Consider the following 16,749-nt stretch of genomic DNA (forward strand, 5'->3'; position numbering starts at 1 on the left):
TGCTGTCCGGCGCGGCACTGCTGAGCATTCCTCTGGCGGCGTGGCTCGACGTGCTCACACTCCGGCACCTGGTCGTCGTCGCGCTGATCTGCGGCACCGCGGCGGTGTGCTTCAACGCCGCCTACCACTCGTACATCCGGATCGTGCTCGACGGCCGCGACCTGTTGGAGGGAAACGCCAAGCTGCAGGGCGGCGAGGCCGCCACCCAGGTCGCCGGGCCCGGGGGCGGCGGGACTGCTCGCCCAGGCGTTGGGCCCGGTCACCGGGCTCGTGGCCGACGCGGTGACGTTCCCGGTCTCAGCGGTCTGTCTGAAGCGGATCGGGGTGGTCGAGCCGAACCGCCTTTCCGACGAGGAACCAGCGCCCCTGCGACGCCAGATCATCGAAGGGCTCCGCTTCGTGGGCCGGGACCGGTACCTGCGGGCGATGGTCACGTGGGGTGCCGTCATCAACATGGCGTTGATGGGCTACCAGGCGGTGCAGGTCGTGTTCCTGGTGCGCACCGTCGGGTTGAACCCGGCCATGGTGGGGCTGCTGCTGACCAGCGGCAGCGTCGGCGGCATCGTGGGCGCGCTGGTGGCCACCAGGGTCAGCCGGCGGTTCGGCACCGCGCGCGGGCTGCTTCTCCTGCAGGTCGCCACCGCGCCGTTCGCGCTGCTCCTACCGATGACCACGGCGGGGCCGGGGCTGCTGCTGTTCGCGATGGGCGCCTTCCTCGTCGGGGTCGGCATCTTCGTGGCCAACGTCGTGGTCGGAAGCTTCCGGCAGACCTACTGCCCGCCGCACATGCTCGGCCGGGTCGTGGCCACGGCCATGATGATCAACCACAGCACCATCCCGGAGGGATGCAGGCGCCGAGCGCGACGACCGGGATGTCGTTGAGTGGCAGGGGTTCCCCCACATGCTGGAGTTGCGGTTCACCAACGACACTTACATCCGCCTGGGCAGGCTCGGGGTGCCCGGGAGAGGCGTGGGCGCCGGGTGGCCGTGCAGAACTGCCTCTACGTTGCGGGCGGCGAGGTCCACCATGGCCGCGCGGGTCGCCTCGGTTGCCGAGCCCACGTGCGGCAGCACCACCAGGTGCGGTTCGGCGAGCAGGGGGTCGGACGGGTCCGTACGCGGCTCGTCGGTCATGACGTCCAGCCCTGCCGAGTGGAGCTCCCCGCGGCGTAGTGCCGTCAGGAGGGCCTCCTCGTCGACGACCCCTCCGCGGCCGGTGTTGACCAGGGTCGCGGTCGGTTTCATCAGGGCCAGTTCGGCCGTGCCGATCATGCCCTTGGTCTCCTCCGTCAAAGGTGTGTGCACGGACACCACGTCGCTGGTCCGCAGCAGTTCGTCGAACGGCACCCAGCGGGACAGCTCGTCGTCCTCCCTGCGCCGGGGGTGGTGGTGCTGTACCCGCATGCCGAATCCGGCAGCTCTGCGGGCAACGGCGCGGGCGATCTGGCCGTAGCCGATCAGCCCGAGGGTGGCGCCGTGTACGTCGAGGCCGAGGAAGGCGTCCATGCGGAAGGCGCCCCACTCCCCGCGGCGCAGCGCGTCCATGGCGGCGGGCAGGCGGCGCCGGGCCATCAGGATCAGCGCCATCGCCACGTCGGCGGTGGTGTCCGCCAGCACGTCGGGCGTGTGGGTGACGACGACGCCGCGCTCCGCGGCGGCCGCCACGTCGACGGCGTCGTAGCCCATCGACGCGAGGGCCACGACCCGCAGATCCGGTCCTGCCGCGTCGAGCAGCGCGGCGTCGACGCGGTCGCTGCCGAGGACGAGCAGTCCCTCACAGCCCTGGACGAGCCCGGCCAGCTCGGCGGGTGCCGGTGGCCGCGTGCCCGTCCAGGCGGTGACGTCGAAGCGGGTGGCGAGGCGCTCGACGCCGCCTCCCGGCAGGGCGGTACGGCTGACCGCGACGCGGGGGCGGCGGGCGGGTGGGCCGGACATGTTGAGCTCCTTACGACGTGGGGGATGGGGACGAAACCGGGGACCGGGCGATGGGCCGGCCCGGTGCTGCGCGGCGGTTGTCAGTCGCTCATCTCGCCGAAGTCCAGCAGTACCTTGCAGGAGCGGGCGGGGTCGGCCGCGAGCTCGAAGGCCTCCTGCGTATGGGCCACCGGCAGTACTGAGGTGACCACCGGCTCCACCGGGAGACGGCCGTCGGCCAATGCCGGAAGGACCTCGCTGAGTTCGTCGTCGAAGCGGAAGGAGCCGACGAGTCGCAGCTCCCGTGTGATCAGGGCGTTGGCGGCCACCGGCGTGTCCCCGGGCGGCAGCAGACCGAGGCCCACCACCAGGCCGCCCCGGTCGACTCCGTACACGCAGGTGCGCAGTCCGGCCGGGTTGCCCGAGGACTCGATCGCGATGTCCGCGGCGAGTTCGTCCAGCCCGTCGGCGGAGCCGGCGCCGACCCGCACGGTCGACGTGGCGCCCACCTGTTCGGCGACGGCCAGCGGAGCCTCGTGCACGTCGGTCACGGTGATCTCGGCCGCGCCGGCGGCCCGCAGCGCCGCGACCACCAGGCAGCCGATGGGCCCCGCGCCGGTGACCAGTACCCGCTTGCCGCGTACCTCGCCGGCCTGCCGTACGGCGTGCCACGCGACCGCGGCCGGCTCGGCCACCGCGGCCAGCCTCAGGTCCAGCCCCGCGGGCAGCTCAAGCACCCGCTCGGCGGGCACCACGAGGACGTCCGCGAAGCCGCCTTGTACGTGGGGGTTCCGGGCCGCGCTGCCGAGGTAGCCGGTGTCGAGGCAGGTGTTGCGCCGCCCGGCGAGGCACTGCCGGCAGCTGCCGCAGGATGCCAGCGGGTGAACGGCCACCGGTGTTCCCGGCGGTGGTGCCTGGGTGGCGGGGCCCGTCTCCCGGACCCGGCCCACGATCTCGTGGCCCAGCACCAGCGGTTCGCGCAGCCGGAACTCCCCGACCGCTCCGTGGCGCCAGTAGTGCAGGTCCGAGCCGCAGATGCCGCCGTACCGGATCTCGACCGCGACCTCGCCGGGGCCCGGCGCCGGTACCGGGCGCTCCTCCAGGCGCAGGTCGCCCGCGCCGTGCGCCACCACGGCCCGCATCGTCGCTGAGTCCCTGTCGTTCATGTCCTCGTCCCGCTCTCCGCCGAACGGCTTCGGCTGCTTCGATTGGTTGCGTGCAGTGGGTGACGGTGATTCAGACGACCGCGGTCAGCCCGCCGTCGACGGCGATCACCTGACCGTTGACGAAGTCCGACGCCGGAGCGGCGAGCCACACCAGCGTGCCGACGAGGTCCTCGACCGAGGCCCAGCGGCCGGCCGGGGTGCGGCCCCGGATCCACGAGTCGAAGGCGACGTCCTCCACCAACGGGCGGGTCAGCTCGGTGACCACGTACCCGGGAGCGAGGGCGTTGACGGTGAGCCCCGAACCGGCCCACTCCGCGCACATGCTGCGCGTCAGCATCGCCAGGCCACCCTTGGACGCCGCGTACGCGGCGATGCCGGGCCTGGCCAGCCAGGTCTGTACGGAACAGATGTTGACGATCTTTCCGTGGCCGCGCTCCACCATCCCGGCGGCGACCGTGCGGCCGACGAGGAAGGCGCTGGTGAGGTTGGTGTGCAGCACCCGCTCGAAGGTCTCCGCCGAGACCTCCAGCATCGGCTCGCGGTGCTGCACGCCGGTGTTGTTGACGAGGATGTCCAACGGGCCGATGCCGTCCTCGATCTCCCGGACCGCCCGCCGTACGGCACTCTCGTCGGTGACGTCGAAGGCCGCCGCGTGCACCTTGGCCCCGGTGCGTTCGGCCAGTTCCTCCCGGGCGCGCTCCAGTGCCCCGGTGTCACGACCGTTGAGGACCAGTTCGGCACCCGCCTCGGCCAGGCCGGCGGCGAGGGCGGCACCGATGCCTTTGCTGGAGCCGGTCACCAGGGCCCGGCGCCCGGCGAGATCGAACAGGGCGGGAGCCTTCACGGCCGTACCTCCAGGGGAGCGTAGTAGTGCATCAGCGCGGCGTTGTCGGCGTCGCCGTGCCCGGCCGCGGTGAGCCAGCGGTGCAATTCGGCGACGGCTGTCGTGACCGGCAGCGGCACACCGGCCGAGCGCGCGTAGTCGCGGGCGGCCTCCAGGTCCTTGACCATGTTGCTCACGCGTCCGGTGGGGGAGAGGTCGGCGTCGGCGAACTTCACGAAGAACTCCTGCACAAGCGCCGAGTCGGCCCTGCCCCCGCTGAGCGCGGTGAGCACCTGCCGGGGCGGCAGTCCGGCCGCCCGCACCAGCGCGGCCGCCTCGGCGAGCGCGGCGAATCCGCAGCCGACCAGTACCTGGTTCACGGACTTCACCAGCTGACCGGAACCGGCCGGGCCGAGATGCGTCAGCCGGGAGGCCAGGGCGCCGAGGACGGGCAGCGCGCGTTCGACGTGCTCCTCGTCGCCGCCGAGCATCAGGGTCAGCTCGCCGCGCTCGGTGGCCGGGGCACCGCCCGACAGCGGGGCGTCGACCCAGCCCGCGCCCAGCTTTGCGGCACGCTCGGCGAACTCGTGGGTGCGTCCCGGGTCGATACTCGACATGTCGATCACCAGCACGCCGTCCGGTGCCGCGCTCAGCACTCCGTCGGGTCCGAAGACCACCTGGTCCACGACCTCGGCGGTGTTGAGGGAGAGGATCACCACTTCCGACGTGGCGAGCAGGGCGGGCGACTCGGCCGTGGTGGCCCCGTCCTGAGTGAGTTCTGCGACGGCCTCCGGCCGGATGTCGTAGACGCGCACCGCGCGTTCACGCCCGAGCAGTCGACGAGCGATCGCGGAGCCCATGACCCCGAGCCCTGCGATGCCTACTTCCGGTTGTCCTGACACCTGACCTCCTGAACCAAATGCTGTACTGAGAACAACATACTGGACCGAAGGGTTGTTGATCGGCAACCTTGGTGACGTCAAGAGGAAACTCGACGTCAGTTCCGGACAGCATATTGGCTTCGGTGCCACATGCTGTTACGGTCCCCGTCGTCCCCAGATGAACGGCGTATGACACGTCCGTGAGACGGAAGGGCGGCATCCATGACGGTGCCAACGACGACATCCTCCCGGCCCGCCGAAGGTGATGACACCCGCAAAGATCCGGGGCTCCGCCGCGCGCTCTTCACGAGTTCGGTGGGCAGCGCCCTCGAGTACTACGACTTCGCCATCTACGGCACCGCCTCGGCGCTGGTGTTCAAGCACCTCTTCTTCCCGGGGCTCGGTGACGCGGTCGGGCTCGTGGCCATCTTCGCCACCTATGCTGTCGGCTTCTTCGCCCGCCCCCTCGGCGGTCTGTTCTTCGGCTCGCTCGGCGACCGGCACGGCCGCAAGACGGTGCTGGTCGTCACCGTCGCGCTGATGGGCGGGTCGTCCTTCGCCATCGGGCTGCTGCCCACCCACCAGACCGCAGGGATATGGAGCCCCGTCCTGCTGATGCTGCTGCGGCTGTTGCAGGGCTTCGGTGCCGGAGCCGAACAGGCGGGCGCCTCCACCCTGATGGCCGAGTACGCCCCGCCCCACAGACGGGGTTACTACGCCGCCCTCCCGTTCGTCGGGATCCAGGTCGGCATGCTGCTCGCCACCGCCCTGTTCGTCCCCCTCGCGCGGCTGGACGAGGACGTCCTGCTCGGCTGGGTGTGGCGGGTGCCGTTCCTGCTGAGCGCGGTACTGATCGTGGTCGCGGTCTACATCCGGCTGAAGCTGGAGGAGAGCCCCGCCTTCGCGCAGCTGGAAGAAAACGGAGAGGTCAGCAAGCGTCCGCTGCGCGACCTCATGGTCAACAGCCGCCGGAACCTGTTCGTCACCTTCGGCCTGCGAATGGCTGAGAACGGCACCTCCTACCTGTACTCCACCTTCAGCATCAGCTACGTGACCGCCGTGGTCGGCGTCTCCGCCTCGGTCGGCCCGCTCGCGGTGGCCTGCGCCTCGCTCGCCGGTGTCATCACCATCCCGCTGTTCGGCATGCTGTCCGACCGCATCGGCCGCGTCCCGCTGTACCGCTGGGCCGCGCTCTTCCAGGCCCTGTTCGCCATCCCCGCCTTCGCGCTGATGAGCACCGGCAACACGGTGCTGATCTGCGCCGTGATCACCGTCGGCATCGGCGTCGGCGTGAACGGCATGCTCGGCTCCCAATGCGCCCTGCTGGCCGAGCTGTTCGGCGCGCGGCACCGCTACACGGGCGTGGCCATCGGCCGGGAGGTCAGCGCGATCATCGCCGGCGGTGTCGCTCCGCTGCTGGGAGCCACCCTGCTCCTCGCTTTCAACGACTCCTGGTGGCCACTTGCCGGCTACGTGATCGTGCTGTCCCTCATCACCTTCCTGACGACCTTCGCCACCCCGGAGACGCGCGGGCGGGACCTCACCGACCCCGCCGACGCCCGCTGACCTTCCGGGCCCGCGCCGCCCGTCCCGCGCCCCCCTTTGTCCCTGCTGCCAGGCGCGGGACGGGCACCTCAAGGTCGGCCACGCGGCCATCCGCCCCCTCAGCCGCCCGTCCCGCGCCCCGTGTTCCCCGGCCGGAGGCGCCGGGCGGGCACCGCGGCCAATCCCCTGCCGAGCCACCCGACGGGCGTGCCCGGAACCAAGCCGAACCGGAACCAAGCCGAACCGGCACCAGCGAAACGGAACCAAGCCGAAACGGAGACCGCGATGAACGACGTCGGCGAGGTGGTGCTCGGCATCGACCTGGGCACCACGGCCACCAAAGTGGTCGCGGTGGACGCCGCGTACCGCCCGGTGTCGACCGTCGAACGCCCCGCCCCCCTGCGCACCGGGCGGGACGGCGCAGCCGTCCACGACCCAGCCACCGTGCTGGCCGGGGTGGTCGACGCGGTGCGGGAGAGTGCCGAACACTGCGCACACCTGGGCCTGGCCGTGCGGGGCCTGTCCTTCAGCGCGGCCCTGCACACCCTGCTCGCCCTCGACTCCTCCGTCGAACCGCTGACTCCTGCCCTGAGTTGGGCCGACACTCGCTCGGCCGACGTGGCCCGCCGGTTGCGGGCCGCGGGCGGGGACGCACTCCACCGGGCGACCGGCACCCCGGTGCACCCCATGGCGCCCATGACCAAACTCGCCTGGTTCGCCGCACACGAACCGGACCTCTGCCGGCGTACGGCCGTGTGGTGCGGGATGAAGGACTACGTGCTGGCCCGGTTCACCGGCCGTCTGGTCACCGACCACTCCTGTGCCTCCGCCACCGGGCTGATGGACCTCCGCACCACCGACTGGCACGGTCCCGCACTGGAGGCCGCCGGGGTGGCCGGCGAGCGGCTGCCGGACCTCGTACGGCCCACCGCCACCTTCCCGCTGCTGCCCGAGCCGGCCGCCGCGCTGGGCCTGCCCGCCGGGCTGCCCGTGGTCGCGGGCGCCGGAGACGGGCCACTCGCCAACCTCGCGGTCGGCGCCATCACCCCCGGCACGGCCGCGCTGTCGCTGGGTACCAGCGGCGCGCTCCGCGTCCTACGCGACCGGCCGGGCGTGGACGACAGGTGCCGCGTCTTCTGCTATCACCTCGCCGACGGACTGTGGGTGCTCGGTGGGGCGGTCAGCAACGCCGGAGTCGTCGCCCAGTGGGCCGCCGAGGCCTTCGGCGGTATCGACGTGGCCGACCTGTTGAAGGAGGCTGCCGAGGTCGAGCCCGGCTCCGAGGCCCTCATCGCGCTGCCGCACCTCCTCGGCGAACGCGCCCCCTGGTGGGACCCCGATGCCCGGGGCGCCCTGATCGGGCTGCGGCGCGGGCACGACAGGGCCCATATGACACGGGCCATGATCGAGGGTGTCGGGCAGCAACTGGCCCTGGTCCGGGACTCGGTGGTCGCTGCCGGGGCGCCGGTCGGCTCCGTGCGGGCCACGGGGGGAGCGCTGCGATCGTCGCTGTGGGCGGAGATCGTCGCGGCGGCGCTCGACATGCCGCTGGGGATCACGGACGACACCGCCGGCTCCGGATTCGGCGCCGGGCTTCTCGGCTGGCGCGCGCTCGGCGCTGTGGCCGACCTGTCCGCCTTGCCCGCCGACGTCTGGTCCCGTCCACACCGAACCGTCCTGCCGGACCCGGTGGCCGTCCGGCGCATGGCCGACGCCCGGCCCCGGGTCGAGCGGCTGTACGCCGTGCTGCGGGACTTCTCCGCGTAGCGCCAGTGGCTTTGGGAGCGCCCGCTCCGTACCGCCGCGTTCCACAGCGGACGGTCATGTCAACGCCGCGGCGGGGCAGGCGCGGCTCGCTGCCCGGGTCGGACGACCGCCGCAGGTTCGGCGGACGCTGCTCCCGGCGCTTGGGGATCCACTGGCCGGCCGGGCCGGACGGGGGACTTGCCGCCCCTTGCCCGCGAGGGCCGGCGCGCGAGTCGTGTTCGCCGCGGTCCGTGCCTGCTCGCCGCGGAACCAACGGCTTCTCCGGTCCGGACGGACCGTGTTCGCCGTGGTCCCGGGGGCCCGCCCGGTCACTTGGCCGACCGCCCGGACCGGGACGACGGGGCGGCAGGGCGTCCCGCGCGTGGGGGAACCGGCCCGGTGACCACCGCCCCCGCGTCCCTCGGCAGCCGCAACGCCTCCACGACGCAGGCCAGCGGCAGCACGGCGAGGATCCCGAACGCCAGCGCGTATGCCGCCGTAGGTCCGTCCAGGTCGAGCAGCGAGGCGAGGGGACCCGCCGCGCGCAGACCCAGCGCGGCCAGGGCGATCCCCAGCCCGGTGGCCAGCTGCTGCACCGTGCTCGACAGGGCGTTGGCGTCCGCGGTCCGCTCCGGCTCGATGTCCGCGAAGACGATCGTGGCGTACGCGCTGAGCGAGACGGACCGGCACACCCCGCTGACGAACAGGGCGGCGACCACCAGGGCCAGGGGCGTGCGGGGGTCCAGCAGGCCGCACAGCAAGAACGTCACGGCCGTCGCCGCGCCGTTGACCACGAGCACCGTGCGGAAGCCGAAGCGGCGCAGCAGCGGCGTGGTGAACGGTTTGACGGCGATGTTTCCCGCGAACACCGAGACCAGCACCAGTCCGGCCCGCGCCGCGCTCCAGCCGAGGGCCTGCTGGAACATCAGCGGCAGCAGGAAGGGCACGGCGCTGATCGCGGCACGGAACAAGGCGCCGCCCGAGTTCGACACCCGGAAGGTGACCACCCGGAACGTGGCCAGGTCCAGCAGCGGTCGGCGCGACCGCAGCAGGTGGCGGACCGCCAGCCCGGAGGCGAGCAGCCCGGCACCGAGCCAGAGGGCCGCCGCGCCCCAGCCGGCCGGCGGGCCGCCCAGCAGTTCCAGACCGAGGACCAGTGCGGCCAGCCCCGTCCCCGCGAGGACGAACCCCACCAGGTCGAGCCTCCGCTGCCCCCGCCCGTCCTCCCGCCGCAGATCGGGGAGCAGCCACAGCGTGGCGGGCAGTGCCGCCACGCCCAGCGGCACGTTCACCAGGAAGATCCAGCGCCAGGAGGCGTACGTGGTGAACAGACCGCCGAGCGCGGGCGCGAGCACCGGCGCGAGCAGGCCCGGCCAGGTGAGCCAGGCGATCGCCCGCAACAGGTCCGGTTTGCTGGTGGTGCGCAGGACGGTCAGGCGCCCGACGGGCACCATCATGGCCCCGCCGATGCCCTGCAGCACCCGCGTCAGGACCAGTTCGGTCAAGCCATCGGCTGCGGCGCACAGGGCGGAGGCGACGGTGAACACCGCGATCGCCCAGGCGAAGACCCGGCGGGTGCCCCAGCGGTCGGCGGCCCAGCCGCTCACGGGGATGAACACGGCCAGCGCGACGAGATACGCCGTCATGGTGACGCCGACGGCCTCCGGCCGCGTCCCGAAGGACGCGGCCATGTCGGGGGCGGCCGTCGAGATGATCGTGGCGTCCAGGTTCTCCATGAAGAACGCCCCGGCCACCAGCAGCGCCGGCCCCCGGCCCCGCCCGGTCACCCGTGCGTCTCCGCCTGCGTTCCCATGCCACCGTCGCCGGGAGCGGACGGCATGTCCATCGGCGCTCCCAGCCGCGTGATCTGCTCGGGGAGGACCACGAACTGCCGCATCATGCCCATGTCCTCGTGTTCGAGCATGTGGCAGTGGTAGACGAACTTCCCGGCCGCGTCGCCGAAGTATCCGTCGACCGTGACGAGTTCCCCGGCGCCGACGCGTACGGTGTCCTTCCAGCCGCGCTCGCCCGGCGGAACCCCGGCCGCTCCGGTCCGGCGCAGCGGGTTGGTGGTGCCGCAGCCGATGGCGCCGCCGGGCAGGTTGAACGAGGTGAAGCCGCCGACGTCGTACGTCTGCCGGCTCCGCACCCGGAAGCTGGTGGCGTGGATGTGCATGGGGTGCGGCCGGCCCGAGGGGGTCTGCACGATGCCGTCGGCGGGCAGTTCGCCCGCGGGTGCGTCCGTGCGCTCCCTTTCCCAGCACAGGGCCTGGCCGGGACCAGGGCCAGGGGCCCGGGTCGGGAGCCGGGTCAGTGACGAGCCGCCGTCAGGTACCTCATCGGTGCCGTGTCCGCTGTCAGCCCGGTTGCCGTGCATGTAGTCAGTCATGTCCTTCGCTCCGCGTCGTCGGCGGCCCGCGCCGCGGCGGCCGTCACGGCGGGTCTGCTCGCGGGGTGGTCCTTGAGGCTTTCCGGCACGCCGGCACATGTGGTCGGACGGGGACGAGGGGCTTCCCACCCCCATCGTGGGGCACCCGCCGTACCATCGAGCGGTCGCCGGGCCGCCGGTGGGGGGGCGAGCGCACAAGCCCGCCCCCTTGCCGGAACGCCGCTGCACCACCGCTCTCAGGCGGTCCCCGGACGGGCCTCGCTCAGCCGTTGCCGCCGGAGGCGGCCGGAGCGGCGTGCACGGCGTGCCCACCGAACTGCTGCCGCATCGCGGCGAGTGCTTTCAGCTGGGCGGCGTCCGGCTTGCGGGAGGCGAAGCGGGCGAACAGCGCGCCGGTCATGGCGGGGGCGGAGACCGCCAGGCGTACGGCCTCCTCGACGGTCCAGCGGCCCTCGCCCGAGTCGTCGACCCGGCCGGACAGACCGGCCAGCTCGGAGTCCTGCTCCAGGGCACGCACGAGGAGGTCGAGCAGCCATGACCGTACGACCGTGCCGTGCCGCCAGGAGGCGAGCACCTTGGGCACGTCGGGAACGTACTCGCTGGCCTCCAGCAGTTCGTAGCCCTCTGCGAGGGACTGCATCATGCCGTACTCGATGCCGTTGTGGACCATCTTGGCGTAGTGGCCGGCGCCCACCGGACCGGCGTGGCAGATGCCGTCCTGCTCCGGGGCGAGTGACTCCAGCAGCGGCCACACGCGCCGGACGTGCTCGTCCGCGCCGCCGCACATCACCGCATAGCCGTTCTCCCGGCCCCAAATGCCGCCGCTGACACCGCAGTCGACGTATCCGATGCCGTGCTCGGCGAGCATCCGGGCGTGCTCGGTGTCGTCGCTGAAGCGGGAGTTGCCGCCCTCGACGATCACATCGCCGGGGGAGAGGAGGCCGGCCAGCTGCCGCAGCGCTTCGTGGGTGGGGTCCCCCGCGGGCAGCATCAGCCACATCACACGCGGGGCGGCGAGCTTGCCGACCAGTTCCTCCAGGGAGTTGACGTCACGGTCGGGGGAGGTGCGGCTGTAGCCGACCACCTCGTGGCTCTGGTCGCGCCAGCGGGCAGCCATGTTGCCGCCCATGCGTCCGAGACCGACGATTCCTACCTGCATGGTTCAGTCCTTCGTGGTGGTGTGGTGCGGGTGAGGGCGGTGGCCGCCGAACCCGTGGCCGTCGCGGAGCAGTTGGAGGACGACGCTGTTGTCCAGCTCGCCGAGGCCCCGGGCGTCGACCGCCGCGTACAGCCGCGCGACGGTGGCGGACAGCGGCAGCGTGACGCGCGCGTCGGCGGCGCTGTGCAGGACGAAGCCGAGGTCCTTGTGGAGGTAGCGCGCGGGCCCGGAGGGAGTGAAGTCGCTGTCGGCGAGGTGGTGGTGTTTCTGCGCGAGCACTTCGGACGAGGCGAGGCCGCCTGCCAGCACTTCCAGCAGCGCGGCCGGTTCGAGTCCGCCGCGTTCGCCGAGCACGACGGCCTCGGCGAGGGCCACCAGGGTTGCGGCGACGACGAGTTGGTTGCACGCCTTGGCGAGCGACCCGGCTCCGGTGTCGCCCATACGGCGGACGGTCGAGCCCATCGCGGCCAGGTACGGGCGGACGTGTGCGACGGCGTCCTCCGCCCCGCCCGCCATGATCGACAAAGTGGCGTCGCGCGCGCCGGTCACCCCGCCGCTGACGGGGGCGTCGACGACTGTGATGCCGCGGGGACGCAGCTCCGCTGCCAGGGCGCGGACGGCGACCGGCGAGACGGTCCCCATCACGACGAGGGTGTCCATGGCCGCGTCCGGTCCCGTCAGCAGTCCGTCCGAGCCGTCCAGCACGTCCCGGACCTGGGGCAGGTCGGGGAGCATGGTCAGTACGACAGGGGCGGTGGCCACCTGGGCGGGACGCTCCGCGGCACGGCAGCCGGCGGCGACGGCGGCATCGAGGGGCGGGCGGCGGCGGTTCCAGGCCAGGACGTCGAAGCCGGCTTTCGCGAGGTTGGTGGCCATCGGCAGGCCCATCGCGCCGAGCCCTATGAAGCCGACGGTTGCGGACCGGGTGGTCGGGGAGCTCACGTGCCGACCTCCGCACGTCCATGCCGCGCCAGCGCGCCCAGCCGCTCGGCGAGGTACGCGTGACCCAGCACATCCCGGTTGACGACGAAGCGCGGCAGCCGCCCCGTCGCCACGTCCACGATGGCCCGTACGGCACTGCCGCCGTTTCCGGCGGACATCTCGTCGGTCCACGCGAGACTGTGCGGGGCGAGGACCACGTTGTCCATGCTCAGCAGCGGGTTGCCGGGGTCGGGCGGCTCGGTCTCGAACACGTCCAGTCCCGCCCCGCGGATCCGGTCGGCACGCAGCGCCTCGATCAGCGCCGTCTCGTCGACGATCGGACCGCGCGCGACGTTGAGCAGCACGGCCGAGGGCTTCATCAGGGACAACCGCCGCGCATCGACGAGATGGCGGGTCTCCTCCGTCAGCACGCACATCACGATCACGGCGTCGGCCTCGGCCATCACGGTGTCGGCGTCGGCGAGACGCACGCCGAGTTCCCGGGCGGTCTCCGGCGGGCAGTACGGGTCGTAGGCGAGGACCTCGGCCTCGAACGGCCGCAGTAGTACGACCAGATCGCGTGCGGTGTTGCCCAGCCCGAGCAGGCCGACGCGGCGGCCGGTGAGCCCGAGCCCCATCCACTGCTCCCTCTCGCTCCAGCGTCCCTCCCGCACCAGCCGGTCCTTGGCCGTGACGTTGTGCAGGACGGCCAGCAGCAGGGTGAGGGCGGCGGTGGCGACGGGGCGCCGGGCGCCGTCCGGGGTGATGGTCACCAGGGCGCCGTGCCGTGTGCAGGCGTCGAGGTCGACGCTGTCGTAGCCGACTCCGAAGCGGGCGAAGAGCAGTGGGGGTCTGGCGAGGCCCGCGAAGGTGCGGGCGGTGACGGCGGGGGCGGCGAACAGGACGGCGTCCAGGCCGTCGACGTCCGGGGCGAGGAGTTCGCCGGTGTCACGTGGCAGGTAGTGCCAGTCGATTCCGGCGGCGTCCAGCTCGCCGAGCCGGATGTCCCCCCAGACGTTGCGTCCGTCCGCGTCGAGGAAGTCGCGGCTGACGCCGACGGTGAACCGGCCGTCGGCCGGCTGGAGGTTCGTCATCACAGCACCGCGACCGGGTTGACGGGCGAGCCGGTGCCGCCGGGGACGTTCAGCGGTGCCACGACGAGCAGGAACTCGTAGCGGCCCTCGGCGGCGCAGGCGGTGGACAGTGCCTCCAGGTCGAGGTTGTCCAGCAGCGGTACACCCATGGCGGTGAGGGCGAGGGCGTGCACGGGGGAGTGCAGTCCCTCGACGGGGGAGGGACGTACGTCGCTGTCGCCGTCGCCACCCAGCAGGGCGATCCCGCGCTCGGCCAGCAGGGGGACGGCGTCGACGTGGAAGCCGGCGCTGGCGTTGTCGGGGTTCCAGGCGCCGAGTTCGGCGCGGCGCCGGAAGTGACCGGAGCGCAGCAGGACCGCGTCTGCCTCGCCGATGGTCACGCCGAGCGCCTTCTCGGCGGCGAGGACGTCCTCGGCGTGCACCGCGGTGCCGGGCTCCAGCCAGTCGGTGCCGAGGACGGCGGGCAGATCGATCAGGACGCCCCTGGTGACGAGCGGACCGAGGGCGGAGACGGCGCCGAAGTGGGCGCCGGCCGCGTCGACGACCTCGCGGGCGGTGCGGCCGTCGTAGAGCTGCCCGCGGTAGGCGATGTGCGAGAGCGCGTCGAGATGGCTGACGCCCTTGCCGTGGTAGTCGACGGCGATGAAGTCCTTGTGGCAGGACGGCTCGGGAGCCTCCACGTCACCGAGGTCGGACATGTAGTGCAGGGCGGGCTTGCCGTTGTCCGGGCCGGGCACCGTGTTCCAGGGCAGGGCCATCGGGACGGTGGTGCCGCTGCGGACCAGGGCGGTGGCACGCTGGACGTGTGCCGGGGTGACCCGGTTCCACGCGCCGCGGTCGGCGGGGGTCCAGCGGCCCCAGGTGCGCACCGCGTCGAAGAGCGCGTCGAACTCCTCCCGCGACAGGCGGGGTCCGTTGTCGGGGAGGGGAGGGGAAGGCTGGGGATGCGGGGAATCGGTAGGGCTGCTGGTCATGTGCTGCTCAGCGCTCCAAGGCTCGGAGGGTGCCGTCGGCCGGCCCGAAGGCGCGCTACGGTCGGGAATCTCGGCGAGACTCGACGGCAAAGCGTGCGCCGACGGCATTGTCGTTCGGGGACACACGAGGGACAATAACAACATGCTGAACGACGAACAGAATGATGGGTGGAGTTGACGGTGAGCGCAAGCGACCCGGGAAGTCTTGTCCCGGCGGTGACGCGGGCCGTGGCGATCCTGGACACGCTCGGTGAGGCGGAGGGCCGCCCGCTGTCGGTCAGTGAGATCGCACGTGCCCTGGGCCTGCCGAAGTCCTCGACGGGGAACCTCTGTGCCTCACTGGAGGCGGCGGGCATGATCACGCGCAACGGAACCGGCTTCGGCCTGGGGCGCAAGCTGGTGGAGCTGGGTGGGCGTTATCTGTCCACGGTGGACCAGCTGCGCGACTTCTACGAGCTGTGCCGGCGCAGCGCGCACATCTCCCGGGAGACCGCCCGGGTCGCCGTCCTGGACGGCCTGGATGTGCTCTACCTGGCCAGGTACGACGGCACCCAGCCGCTGCGGCTCACCGCCAACATCGGCGACCGCTTCCCCGCGAACTGCACGGCGACCGGGAAGGCCATCCTGTCCACCCTGGACCCGGCGGTGGCCGAGGACCGGCTGCGCGGCCGCACCCTGCCCGCGCTCAGCGACCGGTCCATCACCTCGGTGCCGGCGTTGCTGGCGGATCTGGCGGCGAGCCGGGAGCGGGGCTACGCCATCGACGACGAGGAGGCCGGGGCCGGCATCGTCTGCCTGGCCGTGCCGGTCAGGGGGTTCCGTACCGACTCCTCGCCCTTCGCGATCAGCGTCACCGTGCTCAAGGCGCGCCTGGACGACGAGTTCCGCGAGGCGCTGCTGAAGGATCTGCGTGCCATCGCGGCGGGGCTGGAGAACCCCATGCTCCCGCAGGGGGTGTCCACCGGCAGCGGATGAGGCCGCGCGGGGGCTAGGGCCTGTGTGACGTTGTGATCAATCTTGCCGATCCGGATCCCTCTGGAAGGCAGATCCGGTAGGAAGACGATCGTGACGCGAAGGCAACTCACCGACGAGCAGTGGCAGTTGATCGAACCGTTCCTGCCGATAGGCGAGTGCGGTCCGTACCCTGAGCGGCTGCGTGAGCAGTTCGAGGGGGTGATCTGGCGGTTCCGCACCAGCAGTCAGTGGCGGGAAATGCCGGGCGGGTTCGGCCCGTGGCCGACGGTCTACGGCCGTTTCCGGGTCTGGCGGGACGCCGGCGTCTTCACCGCACTGCTGGAAGGTGTGATCGCTGAGGCCGCCCGCCAGGGGAAGACGGACTTGTCCCTGGTCAGCGTGGACTCCACCACCGCCCGGGCCCACCACGACGCCGCCGGGATGTGCATCGGCAAGGAGGTCATGGACGCCCTGGAGGAAGCCGCCGCCGACCAGGAACGGGCCTGGCAAAAGGGGGCGGCCCGCCGGAACAGAACGGACAGGACGGAAGCGACACGCCCGGGCGGGAAGAGCGGCGGCACGTCAGGCGACGGCGCAAGCTCCGTCTGAAGGAAGCCCTGCTCGGCAGGTCCCGTGGCGGGCTGACGAGCAAGGTTCATCTCGCCGCGGACCGCAAGTGCCGTCCGTTGTCGTTCGTCCTGACCGCAGGACAGGCCGCCGACAGCCCGCAGTTCGTCCCCGTGCTGCAGAAGGTGCGGGTCCGTCTGCCTGTCGGCCGTCCCCGGACCCGGCCTGGCGCTGTCGCTGCGGACAAGGCCTACTCATCCCGCGCCAACCGTTCCTACTTGCGAAAACGCAACATCAAGGCCGTCATCCCGGAGAAGAGGGACCAGGCTGCCAACCGAAAGAAGAAAGGCAGCCGGGGCGGCCGGCCCACAGGTCACGACACCGGTCTCTACAAGGAGCGGAACACCGTCGAGCGCCTGATCAACAAGCTGAAGGCCTGGCGGGGCATCGCGACTCGATACGACAAGACGCCCGAGAGCTACCTCGCCGGCCTCTACCTCCGCGCCTCGATGATCTGGATCAACGATCTACTGAAGGCGACAGGTTGATCACAACGTCACACAGGCCCTAGTAGGACTCCGTTAGGTCTTCCGGTCGGGCCTGTTCGGGAGCATGT

At 72.1% G+C, this 16,749-nt stretch carries 14 protein-coding genes and 1 pseudogene; 5 read left to right on the forward strand and 10 right to left on the reverse strand.

Annotated features, from left to right (window positions below; all coding sequences use genetic code 11):
• Window positions 1–249: 249 nt before the first annotated feature.
• Window positions 250–882 carry an MFS transporter gene (locus tag Q4V64_RS52785; protein ID WP_253266747.1) on the forward strand — a complete coding sequence of 211 codons (633 nt, stop codon included), beginning with the start codon at window positions 250–252 and terminating at the stop codon, window positions 880–882.
• Between the two features lie 48 nt (window positions 883–930).
• Here Q4V64_RS52785 and Q4V64_RS52790 read toward each other — a convergent pair whose 3' ends face one another.
• The 4 genes from Q4V64_RS52790 to Q4V64_RS52805 form a co-directional block, all read right to left on the reverse strand.
• On the reverse strand, window positions 931–1,935 hold the full coding sequence (locus tag Q4V64_RS52790) for a D-glycerate dehydrogenase (RefSeq protein WP_124437747.1): 1,005 nt from the start codon (window positions 1,933–1,935) through the stop codon (window positions 931–933).
• A gap of 80 nt (window positions 1,936–2,015) precedes the next feature.
• Entirely contained in the window at window positions 2,016–3,080 is a 1,065-nt protein-coding gene (locus tag Q4V64_RS52795) for an L-idonate 5-dehydrogenase (RefSeq protein ID WP_124437746.1), read from the reverse strand.
• 70 nt (window positions 3,081–3,150) lie between these two features.
• A complete protein-coding gene (locus Q4V64_RS52800) occupies window positions 3,151–3,924 on the reverse strand; it encodes an SDR family oxidoreductase (protein WP_124437745.1) in 774 nt (257 codons plus the stop codon).
• Window positions 3,921–4,805, reverse strand: a complete 885-nt coding sequence (locus Q4V64_RS52805; RefSeq protein ID WP_124437744.1) for an NAD(P)-dependent oxidoreductase — start codon at window positions 4,803–4,805, stop codon at window positions 3,921–3,923. The genes Q4V64_RS52800 and Q4V64_RS52805 overlap by 4 nt, the downstream gene beginning before the upstream one ends.
• Window positions 4,806–5,006: 201 nt before the next feature.
• Here Q4V64_RS52805 and Q4V64_RS52810 point away from each other — a divergent pair, with 201 nt between their 5' ends.
• Window positions 5,007–6,350, forward strand: a complete 1,344-nt coding sequence (locus Q4V64_RS52810) for an MFS transporter (RefSeq protein ID WP_124437743.1) — start codon at window positions 5,007–5,009, stop codon at window positions 6,348–6,350.
• Between the two features lie 264 nt (window positions 6,351–6,614).
• Window positions 6,615–8,096, forward strand: a complete 1,482-nt coding sequence (locus tag Q4V64_RS52815; protein WP_124437742.1) for a gluconokinase — start codon at window positions 6,615–6,617, stop codon at window positions 8,094–8,096.
• A 308-nt stretch (window positions 8,097–8,404) separates the two neighbouring features.
• On the opposite strand, the gene Q4V64_RS52820 is transcribed toward Q4V64_RS52815, so the two are convergent.
• The 6 genes from Q4V64_RS52820 to Q4V64_RS52845 all read right to left on the reverse strand — a co-directional run bounded on the left by Q4V64_RS52820 (window position 8,405) and on the right by Q4V64_RS52845 (window position 14,612).
• Window positions 8,405–9,862 carry an MFS transporter gene (locus tag Q4V64_RS52820; protein ID WP_216377538.1) on the reverse strand — a complete coding sequence of 486 codons (1,458 nt, stop codon included), beginning with the start codon at window positions 9,860–9,862 and terminating at the stop codon, window positions 8,405–8,407.
• Window positions 9,859–10,464 (reverse strand): multicopper oxidase domain-containing protein, encoded by a 606-nt coding sequence (locus Q4V64_RS52825; protein ID WP_172629024.1) that lies wholly within the window; start codon window positions 10,462–10,464, stop codon window positions 9,859–9,861. Before Q4V64_RS52825 ends, Q4V64_RS52820 begins: the two co-directional genes overlap by 4 nt.
• 262 nt (window positions 10,465–10,726) lie before the next feature.
• The gene (gnd, locus tag Q4V64_RS52830; protein WP_124437740.1) at window positions 10,727–11,623 is read right to left on the reverse strand and encodes a phosphogluconate dehydrogenase (NAD(+)-dependent, decarboxylating); all 897 of its coding nucleotides are present in this window, start codon (window positions 11,621–11,623) and stop codon (window positions 10,727–10,729) included.
• A gap of 3 nt (window positions 11,624–11,626) precedes the next feature.
• On the reverse strand, window positions 11,627–12,565 hold the full coding sequence (locus Q4V64_RS52835; RefSeq protein WP_124437739.1) for an NAD(P)-dependent oxidoreductase: 939 nt from the start codon (window positions 12,563–12,565) through the stop codon (window positions 11,627–11,629).
• Window positions 12,562–13,638 carry an NAD(P)-dependent oxidoreductase gene (locus Q4V64_RS52840; RefSeq protein ID WP_124437738.1) on the reverse strand — a complete coding sequence of 359 codons (1,077 nt, stop codon included), beginning with the start codon at window positions 13,636–13,638 and terminating at the stop codon, window positions 12,562–12,564. The genes Q4V64_RS52835 and Q4V64_RS52840 overlap by 4 nt, the downstream gene beginning before the upstream one ends.
• The gene (locus Q4V64_RS52845; RefSeq protein WP_124437737.1) at window positions 13,638–14,612 is read right to left on the reverse strand and encodes a cyclase family protein; all 975 of its coding nucleotides are present in this window, start codon (window positions 14,610–14,612) and stop codon (window positions 13,638–13,640) included. The genes Q4V64_RS52840 and Q4V64_RS52845 overlap by 1 nt, the downstream gene beginning before the upstream one ends.
• A gap of 180 nt (window positions 14,613–14,792) precedes the next feature.
• Here Q4V64_RS52845 and Q4V64_RS52850 point away from each other — a divergent pair, with 180 nt between their 5' ends.
• A complete protein-coding gene (locus Q4V64_RS52850; protein WP_253266746.1) occupies window positions 14,793–15,587 on the forward strand; it encodes an IclR family transcriptional regulator in 795 nt (264 codons plus the stop codon).
• A gap of 90 nt (window positions 15,588–15,677) precedes the next feature.
• Window positions 15,678–16,681, forward strand: a pseudogene (locus Q4V64_RS52855) (IS5 family transposase).
• Window positions 16,682–16,749 lie beyond the last annotated feature (68 nt).

The organism is Streptomyces sp. NL15-2K (assembly GCF_030551255.1).
Lineage (GTDB): Bacteria > Actinomycetota > Actinomycetes > Streptomycetales > Streptomycetaceae > Streptomyces.